Source organism: Rhodomicrobium sp. (genome assembly GCF_047605405.1).
Taxonomy (GTDB): Bacteria; Pseudomonadota; Alphaproteobacteria; order Rhizobiales; family Rhodomicrobiaceae; genus Rhodomicrobium; species Rhodomicrobium lacus.
The window spans coordinates 195,408-210,591 of record NZ_JASGFR010000001.1 but is presented as its reverse complement, the minus strand read 5'-3'; the positions used below and the strand labels follow the sequence as shown (position 1 = coordinate 210,591).

Here is a 15,184-nt window from a genome sequence, read left to right as displayed (position 1 = left end):
AGTCTTTGCTATGGCGGCTTTCAGGCGCAACCTCGGGTTGGCTGGGGCGCCAGGAACCTCATCTAGACCGAACAATATGCCATTATTCCCGGTAATTCAAGGGTAATTCTAGGTCGCATTGGGGTCGCAATTGGGGTCTAGCTTGGGGTCTCAACGGAGCCTCAGGCAAACCATGAGCCGATACGACAGACGTTATCTTGAGCCCCACGGCAACCAATGGCGTGTGGTTGTCGCAGTCCCACGGAACCTTCAGGGGAAGCTCGGAGCCAAGCTTAAGAAGTCTCTTCACACCGACAGTCTCGTGGTCGCAAACCGCCTTAAGTGGGGGGTTGTCGAAGAGTTCAAGCGGAAGATCAGGCTTGCGGCGACGTTCACGCCCGAGGACCCTCTCCTTGAAGAAGCCCTAAGAATGCGGGAAACGGTCCTAAATGGGGGAGAGGGGTGCGGTGGAATAAGCCCTGAAGAGTACATCTCGATACGTGTTGACCAACTCCTTGGGGCTCCCGTGGACGAATGCGGGGATACGGGAGAGCCGATATTTAGCGAGGATGGAGAAGCCCGTGCTGCGCTATATTCGAAGATCGCGCTAGGGATCGCCACTCCGCTCTTGACGCTTGTCGACACGTGGCACGAGCAAGAAGTGAACCGCAAAGAGCGCACTAAGGGCGACGACAAGAGGTCTTTACGCTACCTCGACGAGTGGGCACGCGGTCACAACGTATCACCGACAATCGAGGCAATCACCCGCAAGGCGGCAGGAAGGTTCGTTGCGGACCTCCCCAAAATCGCGGCATCTGCTCAAGGCGGGCAACGACTGACGAACCGGACGACGAACAAATACATCTCCTCGCTCTCAGCCTACTGGAAGTGGTTGAAAGCTAGGGACCATGTCGAAGAGAACGTATGGACCGGGTTATCACTGCCGAAGGAACGCCCGCAGCGAGATGAACTGGAACGGTCTTTCACGGACGACGAGGTGAGGAATCTCTTAGCCGGAAAGCCAAACATGGAAGCCCTCGGTCCCCTCATGCGGATCGCCGCGCTTACAGGAGCACGTATCGACGCAATCGTGTCCCTTAGGGTAAAAGATTGTGCGGATGGTCTCTTCCGTTTTAAGGCCCAGAAGAGGGAGGCTGGAGAGCGGGCGGTGCCTATCCACTCCGCTTTGGTTGATCTCGCGGAGGAGCTTGTGCGAAACAAGGGGCCACTTGAGGACCTATTTCCTTCCATCCCCGAGCCTCCGAAGGGAACGCAGCAAGAGCGATCCATGCCAGCGGTAAAAGCGTTTGGGCGGTACAGGAAGACTGTCGGTGTAGACGACACGCGCCCGGGCCGACGCCGTAGCTTGGTAAACTTCCACTCGTTCCGACGCTGGTTCATTACCAAGGCAGAACGTGCGGGCATTCCTGAGGGCACCATAGCTACCGTTGTTGGTCATAAACGAACGGGAATGACATTTGGCCTGTACTCTGGTGGACCCGATTTGGACCAGCTTCGGGCATGCATCGAAGCCGTAAGGCTTCCAGAATAGCTCATCTCCGGTTTGTAAAGAGGCCCAGCAAGTCGGAGAGGATCGCGATCACCGAGGCGCTGGGGCCCAATTAAGGCCCGTGGTCAGCTTGTCCCGAAGGGCGCTTGATCCAGCGGCCAGCTTTCACACACACATCGAGACAGGCACTCCCGCCTTGAAGAGCGTTTGCCCCCGATCCCTGTAGGCCGGTGAGGTCGAATCCGCGCTTTCATGGCAAGCCGCTCCATCCCCGGAGTGCGAGGACGCCAAGCGATCCGACGATGTCTAGGACACATTCACCTACTTCAAACCGTCAACCGTGGTTCCCTTTCCCCTCACTCTCGAAAGAGGAACCAGAACGCAGGAGCTATTCATGAACCCCAAGGGCACTTTAGGAGGCCAAGCAGCTTATGCCTAATGGCCGCATCCAGGTTCGAGACCTCGCGCCCCCGGACCCCATCGAACCCGCACGTCTCCCCTCAGATACCTTTGAGGGTAGCAAGCAGGCTCCAATCAATAACGATTGGGAACGCCTCTCTTCCGCCCTTGGACACTTCAACCAGAACCTCCGGGCCAAGATGGCTCATGACGAAGTGGGTCAGAAGAAGCTCCTGACGGAACAGCACCTAGGGGAATATGAGACGTGGAAGGCGGCTACAGTCAGTGATGACCAGCTAAAGGCCATCCGAGCGGGGACGCATCCCTACTATGCCGATCCCCTGATTGCTACTGTCGTTCACAAGGACGTGGCTGAGAAGCTCACCACCGACCTTGCAGGGCAGATGGATGCCGAGCTTCAACGAGACCCGAAGTTTGGAACCCCTGACTTCAATCCTGACCAGTACGTCATGGATAAGGCGAAGCCGGTTGTCGGGATGCTCCAGAGCCAACCCGGCGTTCTGGCCCACTTCGGGCAGTCTCTTGATGCTCTCCGAAAGGGTGTCACTCAGAAGCATCAAGCGGCGCTCGGTGAAAACCAGAACAACTACATCAAAGACATCGCCAGCGCCAAGCTGGACCTCCTCATCACCTACGGGATCGAAGATGGCCTCAACGGTCAACAGCTCTCGGACGGCATGCGGAGCGTTTACAAGGAGTTCGGACCGAGGCTGAAGGGGGGCACCCTTGACCTCAAGTACAACGATATCGACGATCTGCTTTTGGGTGTCCTGGCCAACAAGGCGAAGGACCCGAGGCAAGCAAAGCAGGTCCTTGAGATGCTTGGGAGTGATCGTGCTGGGGTGGACAACCAAGCCCTCAGGATTGGCCCTCTGTCGTCCATCCCGAGACATGCGGGCAACGTGGACAACATCCGCATCGCCGCTATGAAGTCCCTCGGAGATGCCGATGAGGCAGATATCAAGGGTGCCGTTTTGGCATCGGACGTGGAAGCCCTCCGTCGCAATAACGGGGACTTCTCGGCTATCGATAACTTTTCAGTGCCGAACCGAGTAGACGGAAGCCGGACGGTCTCTTTCACGGCCAAGGATCGGAAGGACGCCGCAGCATCTTCCTTTCTTCAAGCCACCAGAGCTGTCAACGGTGGCCGAGAGGACTTCGATAAGGAAGTGGATGTCTACGCCAAGAACAACGTCAAGCACCCTGAATGGATACCCCGCCTTGTCGCGGCCGTGGGTGGTGCAGGCATCAACACAGGAACCGGTCCTGAAGCGGCGGCGCGCATTCAGGAAGCCGCCCAGAAGTATAACGACATCGCGGATCGAGAACACGGGTGGATGTACCTAAAAGAACACCTCCCGAAGAATGTTCAGGACTTTTACGAGACCTATTCACTTCTTGTCCGCGAGGGTGGCCGCACGCCAGCCGAAGCTTCAGCCGAGATGGCTCGTATTGCCGCCTCGGACTTGAACGATCAGGTCCCTTCGGTGACAGCCGGTAAGCTCCAAGCAATCCGAGACAAAGCCGCCTCTATGGACTACTCGTGGCTCCCCTTCAGTGGCACCATAGCCAACAAAGGGGAGATGGGTAGGCGGATAATCAAGCTGGCTGAAGTGTACGTGAAGGCCGATGGTGTTGACGAAGACACAGCCATTCAGCGTGCCTCTGAGCGCTACCTGAAAGCTTCCGCTTACATCAACGGTCGTGCTGTTGTCGCCCCAGGCATTGCTCCCGGCGATGAGAAGTACGTTCAGCCAATCCTTGATAAGGTCTTCAAGGACAACGAAGCCCGCTTTAAAGAACTTGGTATTCCGAACTCCTCAAGCCTCTCTCTGGCTCCCCTCAGGAACGGCATTTTCCAGGTCGTGAAGTGGGACGGCGGCGTGGTGATGGTTCCCGTGAAGGACGAGAACGGGGGCTTCGTCCGCATCGACACCCCCGCGATTCGCGCCTCTGACATCCAAGCTGTGCGCTCCGCCATGGAGACCGACACGAAGATGCAGGCGGCGAACAGAGCCTCACAGGTTCAAGAGCGTCACTCAGACTTCTTCAACGCCATCACGCCCTACCTTCCTGAGAACCTCGGCAAGTATGACCGAGAGCATCCTCGGTATAACGGCAAGAACGTCTATGGAGATAAGATCGGAGGCAAGACTTACGGAGGTAACCCCTTTGGGGGCAACACCTTTGGAGGAAATACCTTTGGAGGTCGCGAATAGATGAGCCGACCGCATCGAAGAGGGCTCTGCCACACTCTTTTCAAGCCCTTACCCTAAAGGGGCGGGGAAGTCACAAACTCGTTTGGAGGATGACGATGAAAAGCGGCTCATCGATCAATTAGGCCCGGGGCCACAAAGCTTCTAAGTTTTCCGCCGTTTGCCGTCATCCATTTCGCCAAGCGAACTGTCCGCCTTTTTATCGCGCTGTGTGCGTGGCGTCGGCGGTGTCTTAAGCAACTTCAAAAGCAGTGCGGCGCGGCGCTGCTCGTCTCCCTCTTCGACCGATGGAAGTTGCTACTCAGGCATAGTTTGGATTCGACTCTGTTCTTGCTTTGTGCGAGTTATGGGGTTGATGCATCGCAACTGCATCAACCCCTGTGGCCAAACGGGAAGCGCCCGCTTGAGCCGATAGCCCCTGTATCATGCGTCTGTTTGTTCCAGAGTGCAATACGGGCGCTCCCTTTCGTTCAGTTTTACGAAAGGACTACGCATGACAGAAGAAGCAAAAAGACGTGGTGCCCGAGACGTTCCACGTTCGGAATTCAACGATGCTTTCCGTTCGGTCGCATCCGAAATAGGGTATCTAACCAGAGAATGGAATGCGCTGCAGGATAGTATGGCAACTATCTTTGCGGTGATTATGTCGCCGAATAACATTAATATTCCGCTGGCCGTCTGGAATTCCACACCAAGTGACCGTGCTCAGAGGGATATGCTAAGATCGGCAGTAGCGTCTTGGAGGATGTTTAACTCGAAAGAAGATCACACATCAGATGAAATAGTCTGGCTCCTGAATGAGGTCGACAAACTATCTAACAAAAGGAACGATGCTCTGCATGCTCCATTGCATATACTACTAAATACAGACAGTTTAGAGTTCTCAGTAGAGCCAAACTACTGGAATAACAATCCAAGAGCAAAAAATCTAAAAAGGAAAAACGTACTTTCAGAGTTCTCCAAATACCGCGCGCAAGCCGAATGTCTCGGTCAATACGCAATTCATATTTGGGTTTACCTGAGGTCTTCGAAAGCATTGCCTCAAAGACCAAAACTGCCCACATCTGGTTCGCCGTCGAACTCCGAGAAACAAACCCATCTAGCGCGTCAGCAATGACATTAGCGCTCGCCTCTATCATGGCGGGCGTCACCTCGATTCCATCGGAAGATTCCGGCCTGTCACGCGGTTCTTTTGATGCTCTTCGCCATGGTACGTGCAGCCTGCACAGAGCGAGTTTCCACGGGCGTTTGCTCGGACCCTTCACGCCCTTCTCTCCGTCCCTTTCGCCCGTCCAGCCTAGTCTCACGCTACGCTGATGACCCTTTATCCACACCGTCTCAGCCTTTGGCCCCCGAACTTCGGCGGTGCATGTTCACCAAGCTCCGCCAGGCCGCAGCACAGCGTCATTACCCGTGCGGTGTGGAAGATGCTGAATTGAGCCGCGTCCAGATGGCGGAGCTTTCTTGGGTCGCTCAACATGTCTTCGAGCTTACCCTTCTCCACGTACATGCCGGTTTTGCGGATCATCGGCAGGACTTCAGATGTGACCCACTTCTTGAAGCGCCGTGCGCTCTCTTTGCGGGAGGTCATGATGATGGAGTAGAGGCCACTCTCGTTGACGATGGTGACGTTCGGATTTCCGCGATTTCCCCCTGTAATATAGTGGGTATTCTTTTCGTCTGAAGCCAAGCTTCGACTTACATTGTCAGAACGAAGCTCTAGTACCCGGCAGACATATGCGAGTACGAACCAAGGTTCCCCGTCTCGCTCCAACACGCGAACTGTGTTGTTCTCAAAATTGAATAGTTGCGGCGTGTTGGTGGTGGACATGGCTGGGAAAGGCCCAAGGTGTCCAAAGATCATGGGGACGAATAAGATCGCCTAACGGTCCAGGAAAAGTCACATAAAATCAACGGAGGTACGCGAGGCGATAACCCCGTGAAATTCCACAGAAAAAGCAAAGGGGCCCGTTTAAGGCCCCGCCAGGGTTGATGTGCATAAGGGTGTTTATTTAAGGTGTATATTAAGGGAGCATTAAAGACTCACTAAAGGTACACCTAAAATATGGCCTAAAGGAATTTTATGGGTAGTGGTATGCTGTACTAGCATGCTGTATTTATGTGCTGTACGAGGTGGGAATCATCAGCATCATTACCTCCTCTCACCTTGAAGGGGAATTAAGGAGACCATGCTGGTAACCTCAAGGTGGCCGTGGATGGGAGTGAGGGGAAGTGAAGGTGTGAGATCACCATCAGCCCATCATCCCTGACTTATCAAGAGTACCTCAGAATGTTTTGGTGTGGTCGTTTAAGACTCCATTCAATATTTCGAGCAGGCGCACAAGACCCCCCGTGCCCCCTCGCGCGACCATGCATGTGCCTTGCTGATTGCGCGTTCGGGAATATCGTCCCAAGTTATGCTGTTCTCAGGAACACGCCACGTACAGCATCGAAGGTCGCGCTGAAGCTACACTACGTAAGGGGGAGGGGAACGATTGTTAGGCTTGTTGCGAGCGCTCCCGTTAGCGCGCCGGTACCATTCACTTTCTCCCTTAAAATTTTTCGTAAACGCTGGATGATTGAAGCGATAGCGAGGAAGCGACCTTGTTCCACCTCGAGATTGATGCTTCGGCCTTAGCTTTAGCTTGACCTGGGGACTTCGCCGATAGATGGAAAGACACAACGTCGACACGGGTGAGGTCGCATGAAATCAAGACGCTTCTGTTCAGTGGCCGCCCTGTGTTGGCTGACGCTTTTTGCACCAGCCCGAGCCGAGCCTCATCGAGACCTAGTATCTGGTGTGACGGAAGGGTTGCTGGCGTTTGAGAGCAAAGACTACCTCAAGGCAACTAGGCTGTTGTTGTCCCCCGCAGAAGATGGTGACGAGGTGGCACAGTTCGTAATGGCAATAATGTACCTCGATGGACTTGGCGTGGAAAAGAACCGCGTAGCGGGGATCAGAATGGCTCGGCGTTGTGCGAACCAAGGGAAGCCCGCTTGTCAGTACATCCTTGGCAGAGCCTATGTGGAAGGGAACGGTGTCCCACAGAACTACGTAATATCCCATATGTGGTTCAATCTCGCCGCGACGAACGCCCGAGATGAGTCCGAGAGGAAGGGCTACTCTCAAAAGCGGGAAGCCCTCACCAGGGCGATGACAGCTTCTCAGCTTGAAGAAGCGCAGAAGCTTGCCTCCGATTGGAAGCCCCTTAAAGAAACGCAACCGCGCGCCTACCCGTGATCCAGTAGACCAAGCCCTAATGACTCGTCCCAAAGAGCCATCAAAAGTGTCCCACACAAGTCTTTTCTTGATTTTTGGCACAGCTTCAGCTAAACATCTTAAAACCGTGTGGGACACAATGGGAGGCGTGGAGATGCTGACGGTGGGATATGCGAGAACGTCCACGACAGAACAGGTGGCAGGGCTGGACGCGCAGCGCCGCGATCTTGAGGCGGCGGGATGCACGAAGCTCTTTGTGGAGCAGGTGTCGAGCGTGGCTGAGCGAGCGCAGCTTGCGGCGGCGCTGGACTATCTTCGCGAAGGGGACGTGCTGACGGTCACGAAGCTGGACCGCCTTGCGCGGTCGGTGCGTGAGCTTCTGGACATCGTGGCTGGGATCGAAGCGAAGGGCGCGGGCTTGCACATCCTCGCGATGAACCTCGACACGACCACGCCGACAGGCAGGCTCATGTTGCAGGTGCTTGGCAGTGTCGCGGAGTTTGAGCGGGCGATGATGCTGGAACGGCAACGCGAAGGCATCGCGAAGGCCAAGGCGGATGGCAAGTACAAGGGCCGGAAGCCGACCGCGCTAGCGAAGGGCGAAGAAGTGGAGTCGATGCTTCGTGCGGGGATGTCGCCCACGGATGTCGCCCGCAAGCTTGGTATTGGCCGCTCCTCAGTTTATCGCATCATCACCGACAAGGGCATCAAGCTAGACGCTAAAAAGGCGGCATAGATACCGCAGGAAGGTCGAAGGAGCGGGTTCGAAAATCGAAGCGCCGCTCCTCCCTTTATCCTAGATCGCGCGGGCTGAAGCGAGGTCCCAAAGGGTAAGCACATAACGGCCATCGGGAGCCAAGGGCATCCCCAAACGGCTGGCTTCGGTGTTCGCTTCTTGCGTCATCTCGCGGAACGCCGCGTCGGCGTCGGTGAATAACGCTTCAAGTCCCGGCCAGTATTTTGCCACATACTCTCTTACGGTCAGCTTGGGATGTTCGGCCATCGAGATGTTCCTAATGTGCAGGCCCTCTCGGCGCATCTCTGGAGTTTTTGACGAGACGTTTTGCCGAGGTGAAGGCCGTGGGGTCGCAGTTTGGGGTCTCAGATGGGGTCGCAAGGGCCGAAGCAATTCGTCTAGCGGATTGATTTATATGATGATTATCGCCCATCATCTAGATGGCTGGGGCGCCAGGACTCGAACCTGGGAATGGCGGAATCAAAATCCGCTGCCTTACCGCTTGGCTACGCCCCAATGGGTAAATTGCCAAGTTTTTGGCATTTCACGGGGTTTAACATTGATGCCATGGGGATTCAAGGGGGAACGTAGGGCGAACATAGGTTTTCTGCACCCACACTGCAAAGCAGGGCGTTTTGCCCTTGCATCGCTCAATTTTTCTCCCGCATGTTCCATTCTGTTCATGGACGCACACAGATTAATTCAGTGTCGTGGCGGCGCATCAAGCAGAGGTATTCTTTCGTCGCCTCGCGCTGCTGGCGCACGGCGGCGGGCCACTGATCGCCCGCGAGAAACTTCACCGTCGGAAGGGGGCAGACGAGACATTCGCGCTCGTGCGAAGTCTCCGGTGACCTCGACCATCAATGGAGCCACGATCTTGGGCAGGTCCGCAACGGATCTACCGGCAACTTTTCTTGTAATGGCGCCACAGCCTGTCGAAGCTCGCGCCTGATCTCCTCGATCATCTTCCATTGAGCGCATTCGCGACGGTCTTGACCCCAAGATGCGTAAAGAGATCAACCTTCTTTAGGTCATGCAATACTGAATCACTATTGGACCATTCAGGTGAGGCTCTCAGCAAGAAAGATCTTGATTGCGCGCGCCCGGCCAATCCGATGCAAAACGATGGGCCGCCGCCGATCAAAGCGCCCCCGCGCCTTCCTTCGGAAGCCACTCGTTCATCAACTGCGTCTCGCGCTCTGTGACACCGCGCACGAATGCAGCCGAACTGCCTTTCATGGAGTGGAAGGCATCATAGCCGCGCTCAAGGAAACTTTGCAGTTCAGCCAGACCCGCGACCTCGGCGGGCTTCTTCATCATTGAAAGCGCAGTGCCGATGAACGGCTTGCGCGTCAGCCGGTCGAGCGAACGGCCCAGACTCGCGATCAGCGCAATCTGGCGCTCACGGTCGGCGCGGCGCCCGACCTTCTTGTAGGCCGCCACCCACTTGTCGATGTCCAGCGCAAAAACGCCCTGCCCAAGCGCCTCCAGCATGTCGGTGTCGAGCGACTCCGAAATCGTATTGACCTCTATCGCATCGGCCACGGTCTCAAGCCCCGCTTCAGGCAATACAGCCTTCATCACAGGAAGGATGCGCCGCACTTCTTCTTCATGGCGGCTCAGGTCTTTGGGACCGTAGATATCGCTCAGGAAAAACGTCGCCGTCTTGGTGTAGAGCGGATTAGCCACGATATGGGCGTGCTCACGCTGAAGGCGTTCCGCCTGCCACAGCCGCAGAGCATCGCGAGCAGCTTCACCCTGCGGCCGTGCCGCAAGCCGCGCCCTAAGCTCAGCCGAAGCGTCGAGAAGCGATTCAATGCGCTTGGCAATCTCGTTCTTGGTAGTCAATCGTTTTCCTTTGTGATGTATTTACTAAGAAACGTCGCCCATTTTGGATGATCGTTGCCCGCCGGCGCATGAAGGCTTCGTACAAGACGCATGAACGCAATTTAAAACCTCAAGGGGTCCCCGCCAATGTCGAAAGCGGAACGCGTCTCAGCGGTAGACACCACGTGGCTTCGAATGGACCGGCCATCCAACCCGATGGTCATTGTAGGTGTACTTATACTTGAGGGGCCGCTCGATCTCAACACGCTGGAAGACACTTTGGCCGAGCGCTTCCTTGCGATCCCCCGCTTTCGGCAGCATGTCGAGACCCGTTCGAACGACTATTGGTGGGTTGACGACCCATGGTTCGACCGCGCGCGGCACATCCAGCGCGTACGTCTTCCCGGCAAGGGCGGGCAGGCCGAGCTTCAGCGCTACATCGCAAGCCTCGCCTCTGAGCCGCTCGATAAATCCCGCCCGCTCTGGCAGATTCGTCTCGTAGAGGATTATGAAGGCGGCGCGGCGATCGTCCTTCGTGTCCATCACGCCATCGGGGACGGCATGGCGCTGGTGGGCGTCATGCTCTCGATCACCGACGGCGGCAATCGTTCGGTCTGGACCGGGACGCGGGAGCAAAAAGCCGGTTTTCGCATCCCCCTGCCCGGTCTCGGGCTTTTGAAGCGCAGCCTCGGCGCGGGCGTCGATCTCTGGAAGGAAGCCGCAGCGCTGGCGCAAAACCCCACCCAGGCAGCGCGGCTCGGCGCGGGCGTGGCGGGCGAACTGGGCTGGCTGCTCATGATGCCGGAAGACAGTCCGACGCGTTTCAAGGGCAAGGCGTCCGGTAACAAGCGCGTTGCGTGGACCGATCCGATCCCGCTGCCGGAGGTTAAGGCGGTGAGCCACGCGCTCGGCTGCACGTTGAACGACATGCTGCTCGCCTCGGTCGCGGGTGCGCTCGGCGAATATCTCAAGGCGAAGGGCGACGATACCGACGGCGTTGAAATCCGCGCGTTCATACCGGTGGACATGCGCCAGAGCCACGAGGCGGGTCAGCTCGGCAACCGTTTCGGACTTGTCGGCGTCGAGCTTCCGGCCGGAATCGAGAATCCGCTTGTGCGCCTCGCCGAGGTTCAGCGCCGCATGCAGGCGCTGAAGCAGTCGCTTGAACCGCCTGTTACCCTCGGCCTGCTGGAAGTGATCGGTCACGCGCCGCAGATCGTGCAGGACCGGCTTTTCAACATGCTGATGAAGCGCGCCACCGCCGTCATGACGAACGTGCCGGGACCGAAGGAACCGCTGTATCTCGGCGGCGCGAGAATCTCTCAGATCATGTTCTGGGTGCCGCAGTCCGGCGACATCGGCATGGGCGTTTCGATCCTGTCCTTCAACGACATGGTGCAGTTCGGGCTGATCACCGATGCCGCCATGGTGCCCGACCCGGAGGCCATTATCGCGGAGTTCCGGCCGAAGTTCGAGCAGCTGCTTTACTACGTTTTGATGGGATCCTGGGGCGACGCGGACGAGAAACCCAGGCCGCTTGCAGCCGAGGCGATGGCGTTCCCGGATCGGCCGGCATCGAATCGGCATCGATCGGACGCAGACACGTTGATCGACGATACAGGTCTGAAGCGTCGCGATTTGCGGCATGACGCTAGAGAAAGCAAAACGGGGGCACGGCGGCAGAAAGCGGCATCGGGGGCCAGAGAGCAGACCCAGCCACCCGGGACCGGCGCGGAGGTGATCCCGCCTGCTGTTCGTTCGCGCAAAGCGCCCAAGGCTCCGTCCGCGTCACGACCGGCTCCCCAAACTCCCAAGGCCAAGGACAATCCGGCCGCAGACGCGCCCGCTGGCATCGCATCGGCAAAGGCACCCCGCGTCGCTCGCGCCCGAAAGCGGTCCGAAACACCCGATGCAACCGAAAGGGCGCTTGCCGCCGAAGCGACGGGCGCCGCACCGCGAACGCGCCGGTCTCCCGGGGTGGGCAAGCACGATATCGCCGCCTCTTCTGAGGCAGCGCCAACTACCGCCCCGCCCGCGAGAACCAGGACAAGCGGGCGGGTCGACGACGCGAGCGAGACATCCGAAAAGGCGCATGCCCGGCGAACGGCAAAGGCCCCTCCGAGCGAATTGGACGCCGGTTCGAGGCCAAAGAGCGCGTCAAGGCAACGCTCCGAAACCATTTCGCGCCCCGGCGAAACACAAAGAAATTCCAGCCCGGCAAAAGCTCGGGCCAGCGAGGCGGCCCCGCCACCAGCCCCCGCGCCGACACCGAGAAAGGCCCGCCAGCCCGCGCGCAGTCGAAGCGGCGGGGAAGCGCCCGCGTCGCCCCCACCGAAAGCCACGGCTCGCCGCAAGCTGCCGAGAAGCTGACGGGCGGCCTGCCATCGGGAAGCGGAGCGCAACGATGGAGCGCTACGATTTCAACATCGCCTATCCTGCCTCGCCCCTTGCGGAGCGCAGACGGAGCGGGCTCCGGGCCGCACCGTGTTGGGCAGCCGTCCTCATGATTCAAACAGATCGCGCCGGTCGCCTGGTCCACGGCGCATGCCGCAAATCGGACACGACACGACGCTGCGGATTTCGTGCCGTCGATCAGCTTGCCGCGTCAGATCCATGCCGACTGAAAGGAGGCCGATTTGACAACACTGGTACAGTCCGACACATCGCTGCATCGGCGCAGCGCTCCGCAAGTCTCCGGGCGTCGGTCCAAGGCGCCCACGGCAACATGGCTTCCAACCCATCCCGCACACGCAAAGCCAGCGCCGATCCTTATCGCGCGCCCGGCGTCCCGGCTTTTTCGGCGCTCTCGGCTGCATCGAGCAACGCCTGGCACTCGCCCGGCAGATCGGTGACGAGCATGGGCTTCGGCTTGGGCTGAGGTTTCGGCGGCCCGGACGGTTTGGGACGCGGCGCGCGCAGCTTCCTGAACCATGTGTCGAGTTCTTCGCCGCAGCCGTCGTCCGCCTTGGTTGCGGGCTGCGAGACGCAGCCATGGCTGCCCGCCGGACAATTCAGGCGCACATGCAGATGGTCATCGTGCTTGTACCACGGACGAATTTTTTGCAGCCATGCGCGGTCGCCGCCTGCGCTGTCGCATAGCGCTTTCTTGATGGCTGGATGCACGAAAATCCGCGCAACCTCAGGATAGGAGGCGGCACGCTTGACGAGCTTCGTCTGCGCGTCGGTCCAGCGTGCGGGATCGACCGTCAGCGTCGTCTGGTCGACGAAGTTGGTGGCGGCGAACTTCTCCCTCTCCTCGGCCGACAATATCCGCGCGGGCATGAGATTATACCAGAGGTCGACGTCGATGCCGCTCTGATGGCTCGCATGCCCACCGAGAAGCGGCCCGCCGATCGGCTGCGCCATGTCGCCGACGAGGATGCCGGGAAGGCCGTCGAGGCGCTTCACGTCGCGCGCGAGCGTCTCGATGTAGGAGATGAGAGCGGGATGGCCCCAGTAGCGATTACGCGACAGGCGCATCGCCTGCCAGGCATCGCCGTTCACCGGAATTCGCTGCGCACCCGCGACGCAGCCGAGATCATAACGGCCGATAGCCTGCGGCGGCAGCGCTGGCGGAGCCTTGATCGCTCCAAACGCCTTTTTTGCCTCCCTGGGTTCTGCGGCTGGCGCGGTCACATTCTCCGCGCCGGCGGCAAAACAAAAGACGACGGTCGCGAACGCGCAGATGACCGCGCATGAGAGTTTCTGCTTCACGTCAGCGGCCAAACGGGGTCCAGACGGTGCTGGGCGCCGGTGCCGGGGCGGACGCCGCCTCCGCCTGCGTTTGCTCCGCCGCAGCGGCAGCCTGACCGGACGGCGCCGACGCGGGGGCCGCCTGTTGCTGGGGGGCGGGCCGCGCAGGTTGCTGCGGTGCCGCAGACTGTTCCGGCTTCGGCTTTTTGGGGGGCGGTGGCGATTTCTTCTGAGGCTGCTGCGCGGGAACGCCCGCGGGCTGGTTCAGGTCGATCCTGATGGGCTTTGCCTCGGTTGTGCGCTGCGCCTGAGCCTCGTTCATGGTCGCCGCCTGCTGGCCCTCACCCGGAGGCGCGACATTGACCGCGATAGCCGCAAGCATCCATTGATCGCCCGCAAGCTGGAACGCGATATCGAAATTCACCTGCTCGGGTGTTGTCGCGAAGAACCCCGTCAGGCGGAGCACCTGCCCTTCCAGCATGGCCGGTTGCGCCGTGAGCCGCGGCGGAAAGAACATGACAGGCGATATGTCGATCTTGCGATTTCGCAAGGTCGCGAAAGCTTCGGCAAGCTTCGCCGGATTGTTCGTTTGCTGGAACGTGGGCGTGCCGAGATCGCGCAGCACCGAGTAATTGCCGGTGATGTTCGCCTGATTGAGCGCCACGATCGCATTGCGGATCATGAGGATCAGGCGCAGTTCGTCAGGAGACTGCGTCTGCTGCTGTCCCGCCGGCTGCGCCAGGACCGCGACCGGGGCCATCGCGAGCGCCACCGCGCAACATAGGCTCAGGCTATACTTTCTCACGGGCACACCTCGACCATCCACAGTCCGCGAGCCATTCTTAATAGCCGGGAGGCGCGACTTCAAGACGAAAGGGCCGGTGTCCGGGGTTATGCACGCCTCGGTTGCGTGCGGTTCGAGCCTCAGTTCTGCTGCTGTACCGCCTTCTTTCCCGACTTCGCGCTGGCGACGGGTTTGCCCGGCGCGGGCATCTGCGCGGCCAGCGACGGCCCGCCGCTTGTCTGTCCGGCCTGCGTCGTCTGGGCGGCGACGGCCTCAACCGACACGCCGTCCACGCGCCAGACGCCGTCGATCTGCTGGAAGACGAGTTCGTACTTGATCTGAAGCGGTTGCGTGGGAAAATTGCCGATGACGCGAAGCTGCTTCTGATCCGTCAGTTCGGGCTGCTTCGTCAGATTCGGCGACAGCAAGAGGACCGGGCTGAGATTGACCCCTCTTCCTCTCAGGCCCGAGAAGATCGCCGAGAGCTTGACCTGATCAAAGCGCTCGCGAAAAAGCGGCGTTCCAAGATCCCGCAAGACCGAATAATTGCCGGTCTGGTTGGCGTGCTGGAGCGCGATGACGGTGGATTTGATCAGCATGGCGAGCTGGACGCCGTCGACGCCTGCGCCCTGCTGAGGTTTCGTGGCCGTCTCGGGAGAGCGCTTGGCGAGGGGCGCTCCCTTGCCCTCCGCAAGCGCTTCGTTCGCGCAGAAGATGGCGGCAGAGCACAGGGCGGCACGGAATAAGGCAACTCGAAACAAGGTGGATTTCATGACATGCCCGTCGCTCGAAACGACGT

The 15,184-nt window shown here is 58.9% G+C and carries 12 protein-coding genes and 1 tRNA gene; 6 read left to right on the top strand and 7 right to left on the bottom strand.

Going from position 1 to position 15,184, the window contains the following annotated elements; all coding sequences use genetic code 11:
* Positions 1–172 precede the first annotated feature (172 nt).
* The 3 genes from QM659_RS00945 (at position 173) to QM659_RS00935 (ending at position 5,242) form a co-directional block, all read left to right on the top strand.
* Complete coding sequence (locus QM659_RS00945; RefSeq protein WP_415187030.1) at positions 173–1,531, top strand: tyrosine-type recombinase/integrase; 1,359 nt, start codon at positions 173–175, stop codon at positions 1,529–1,531.
* 389 nt (positions 1,532–1,920) lie between these two features.
* Positions 1,921–4,128, top strand: coding sequence for a hypothetical protein (locus QM659_RS00940; RefSeq protein WP_415187029.1), 2,208 nt, complete (start codon positions 1,921–1,923; stop codon positions 4,126–4,128).
* A 490-nt stretch (positions 4,129–4,618) separates the two neighbouring features.
* Positions 4,619–5,242: a hypothetical protein gene (locus tag QM659_RS00935; RefSeq protein ID WP_415187028.1), complete on the top strand. Its 624-nt coding sequence runs from the start codon at positions 4,619–4,621 to the stop codon at positions 5,240–5,242.
* 207 nt (positions 5,243–5,449) lie between these two features.
* On the opposite strand, the gene QM659_RS00930 is transcribed toward QM659_RS00935, so the two are convergent.
* The gene (locus QM659_RS00930; protein WP_415187027.1) at positions 5,450–5,956 is read right to left on the bottom strand and encodes a Bro-N domain-containing protein; all 507 of its coding nucleotides are present in this window, start codon (positions 5,954–5,956) and stop codon (positions 5,450–5,452) included.
* Positions 5,957–6,925: 969 nt separating this feature from the next.
* On the opposite strand from QM659_RS00930, the gene QM659_RS00925 reads away from it, so the two are divergent.
* Positions 6,926–7,366, top strand: a complete 441-nt coding sequence (locus QM659_RS00925; RefSeq protein ID WP_415187026.1) for a tetratricopeptide repeat protein — start codon at positions 6,926–6,928, stop codon at positions 7,364–7,366.
* 133 nt (positions 7,367–7,499) lie between these two features.
* Complete coding sequence (locus QM659_RS00920) at positions 7,500–8,081, top strand: recombinase family protein (protein ID WP_415187025.1); 582 nt, start codon at positions 7,500–7,502, stop codon at positions 8,079–8,081.
* Between the two features lie 60 nt (positions 8,082–8,141).
* Here the strand turns inward: QM659_RS00920 and QM659_RS00915 are convergent, their stop codons facing one another.
* From QM659_RS00915 to QM659_RS00905, 3 genes are all read right to left on the bottom strand, one after another.
* The gene (locus tag QM659_RS00915; RefSeq protein ID WP_415187024.1) at positions 8,142–8,348 is read right to left on the bottom strand and encodes a hypothetical protein; all 207 of its coding nucleotides are present in this window, start codon (positions 8,346–8,348) and stop codon (positions 8,142–8,144) included.
* A 174-nt stretch (positions 8,349–8,522) separates the two neighbouring features.
* Positions 8,523–8,597, bottom strand: a tRNA-Gln gene (locus QM659_RS00910).
* Positions 8,598–9,221: 624 nt separating this feature from the next.
* Positions 9,222–9,929 (bottom strand): FFLEELY motif protein, encoded by a 708-nt coding sequence (locus QM659_RS00905; protein WP_415187023.1) that lies wholly within the window; start codon positions 9,927–9,929, stop codon positions 9,222–9,224.
* 126 nt (positions 9,930–10,055) lie between these two features.
* On the opposite strand from QM659_RS00905, the gene QM659_RS00900 reads away from it, so the two are divergent.
* Complete coding sequence (locus QM659_RS00900; protein ID WP_415187022.1) at positions 10,056–12,278, top strand: wax ester/triacylglycerol synthase family O-acyltransferase; 2,223 nt, start codon at positions 10,056–10,058, stop codon at positions 12,276–12,278.
* Positions 12,279–12,677: 399 nt separating this feature from the next.
* Here the strand turns inward: QM659_RS00900 and mepA are convergent, their stop codons facing one another.
* The 3 genes from mepA to QM659_RS00885 form a co-directional block, all read right to left on the bottom strand.
* Complete coding sequence (gene mepA, locus QM659_RS00895) at positions 12,678–13,622, bottom strand: penicillin-insensitive murein endopeptidase (protein ID WP_415187021.1); 945 nt, start codon at positions 13,620–13,622, stop codon at positions 12,678–12,680.
* A gap of 1 nt (position 13,623) precedes the next feature.
* The gene (locus tag QM659_RS00890) at positions 13,624–14,361 is read right to left on the bottom strand and encodes a hypothetical protein (RefSeq protein ID WP_415187020.1); all 738 of its coding nucleotides are present in this window, start codon (positions 14,359–14,361) and stop codon (positions 13,624–13,626) included.
* A gap of 164 nt (positions 14,362–14,525) precedes the next feature.
* Entirely contained in the window at positions 14,526–15,158 is a 633-nt protein-coding gene (locus tag QM659_RS00885; protein ID WP_415187019.1) for a hypothetical protein, read from the bottom strand.
* Positions 15,159–15,184: the final 26 nt, after the last annotated feature.

Excerpts from the sequence above, each read along its gene's own strand:
- QM659_RS00945 (WP_415187030.1), top strand. The coding sequence starts at position 173 with ATGAGCCGATACGACAGACGTTATCTTGAGCCCCACGGCAACCAATGG.
- QM659_RS00935 (WP_415187028.1), top strand. The coding sequence starts at position 4,619 with ATGACAGAAGAAGCAAAAAGACGTGGTGCCCGAGACGTTCCACGTTCG.
- QM659_RS00940 (WP_415187029.1), top strand. The coding sequence starts at position 1,921 with ATGCCTAATGGCCGCATCCAGGTTCGAGACCTCGCGCCCCCGGACCCC.
- QM659_RS00900 (WP_415187022.1), top strand. The coding sequence starts at position 10,056 with ATGTCGAAAGCGGAACGCGTCTCAGCGGTAGACACCACGTGGCTTCGA.
- QM659_RS00890 (WP_415187020.1), bottom strand. The coding sequence starts at position 14,361 with ATGGCCCCGGTCGCGGTCCTGGCGCAGCCGGCGGGACAGCAGCAGACG.
- QM659_RS00915 (WP_415187024.1), bottom strand. The coding sequence starts at position 8,348 with ATGGCCGAACATCCCAAGCTGACCGTAAGAGAGTATGTGGCAAAATAC.
- QM659_RS00920 (WP_415187025.1), top strand. The coding sequence starts at position 7,500 with ATGCTGACGGTGGGATATGCGAGAACGTCCACGACAGAACAGGTGGCA.
- QM659_RS00930 (WP_415187027.1), bottom strand. The coding sequence starts at position 5,956 with ATGTCCACCACCAACACGCCGCAACTATTCAATTTTGAGAACAACACA.
- QM659_RS00885 (WP_415187019.1), bottom strand. The coding sequence starts at position 15,158 with ATGAAATCCACCTTGTTTCGAGTTGCCTTATTCCGTGCCGCCCTGTGC.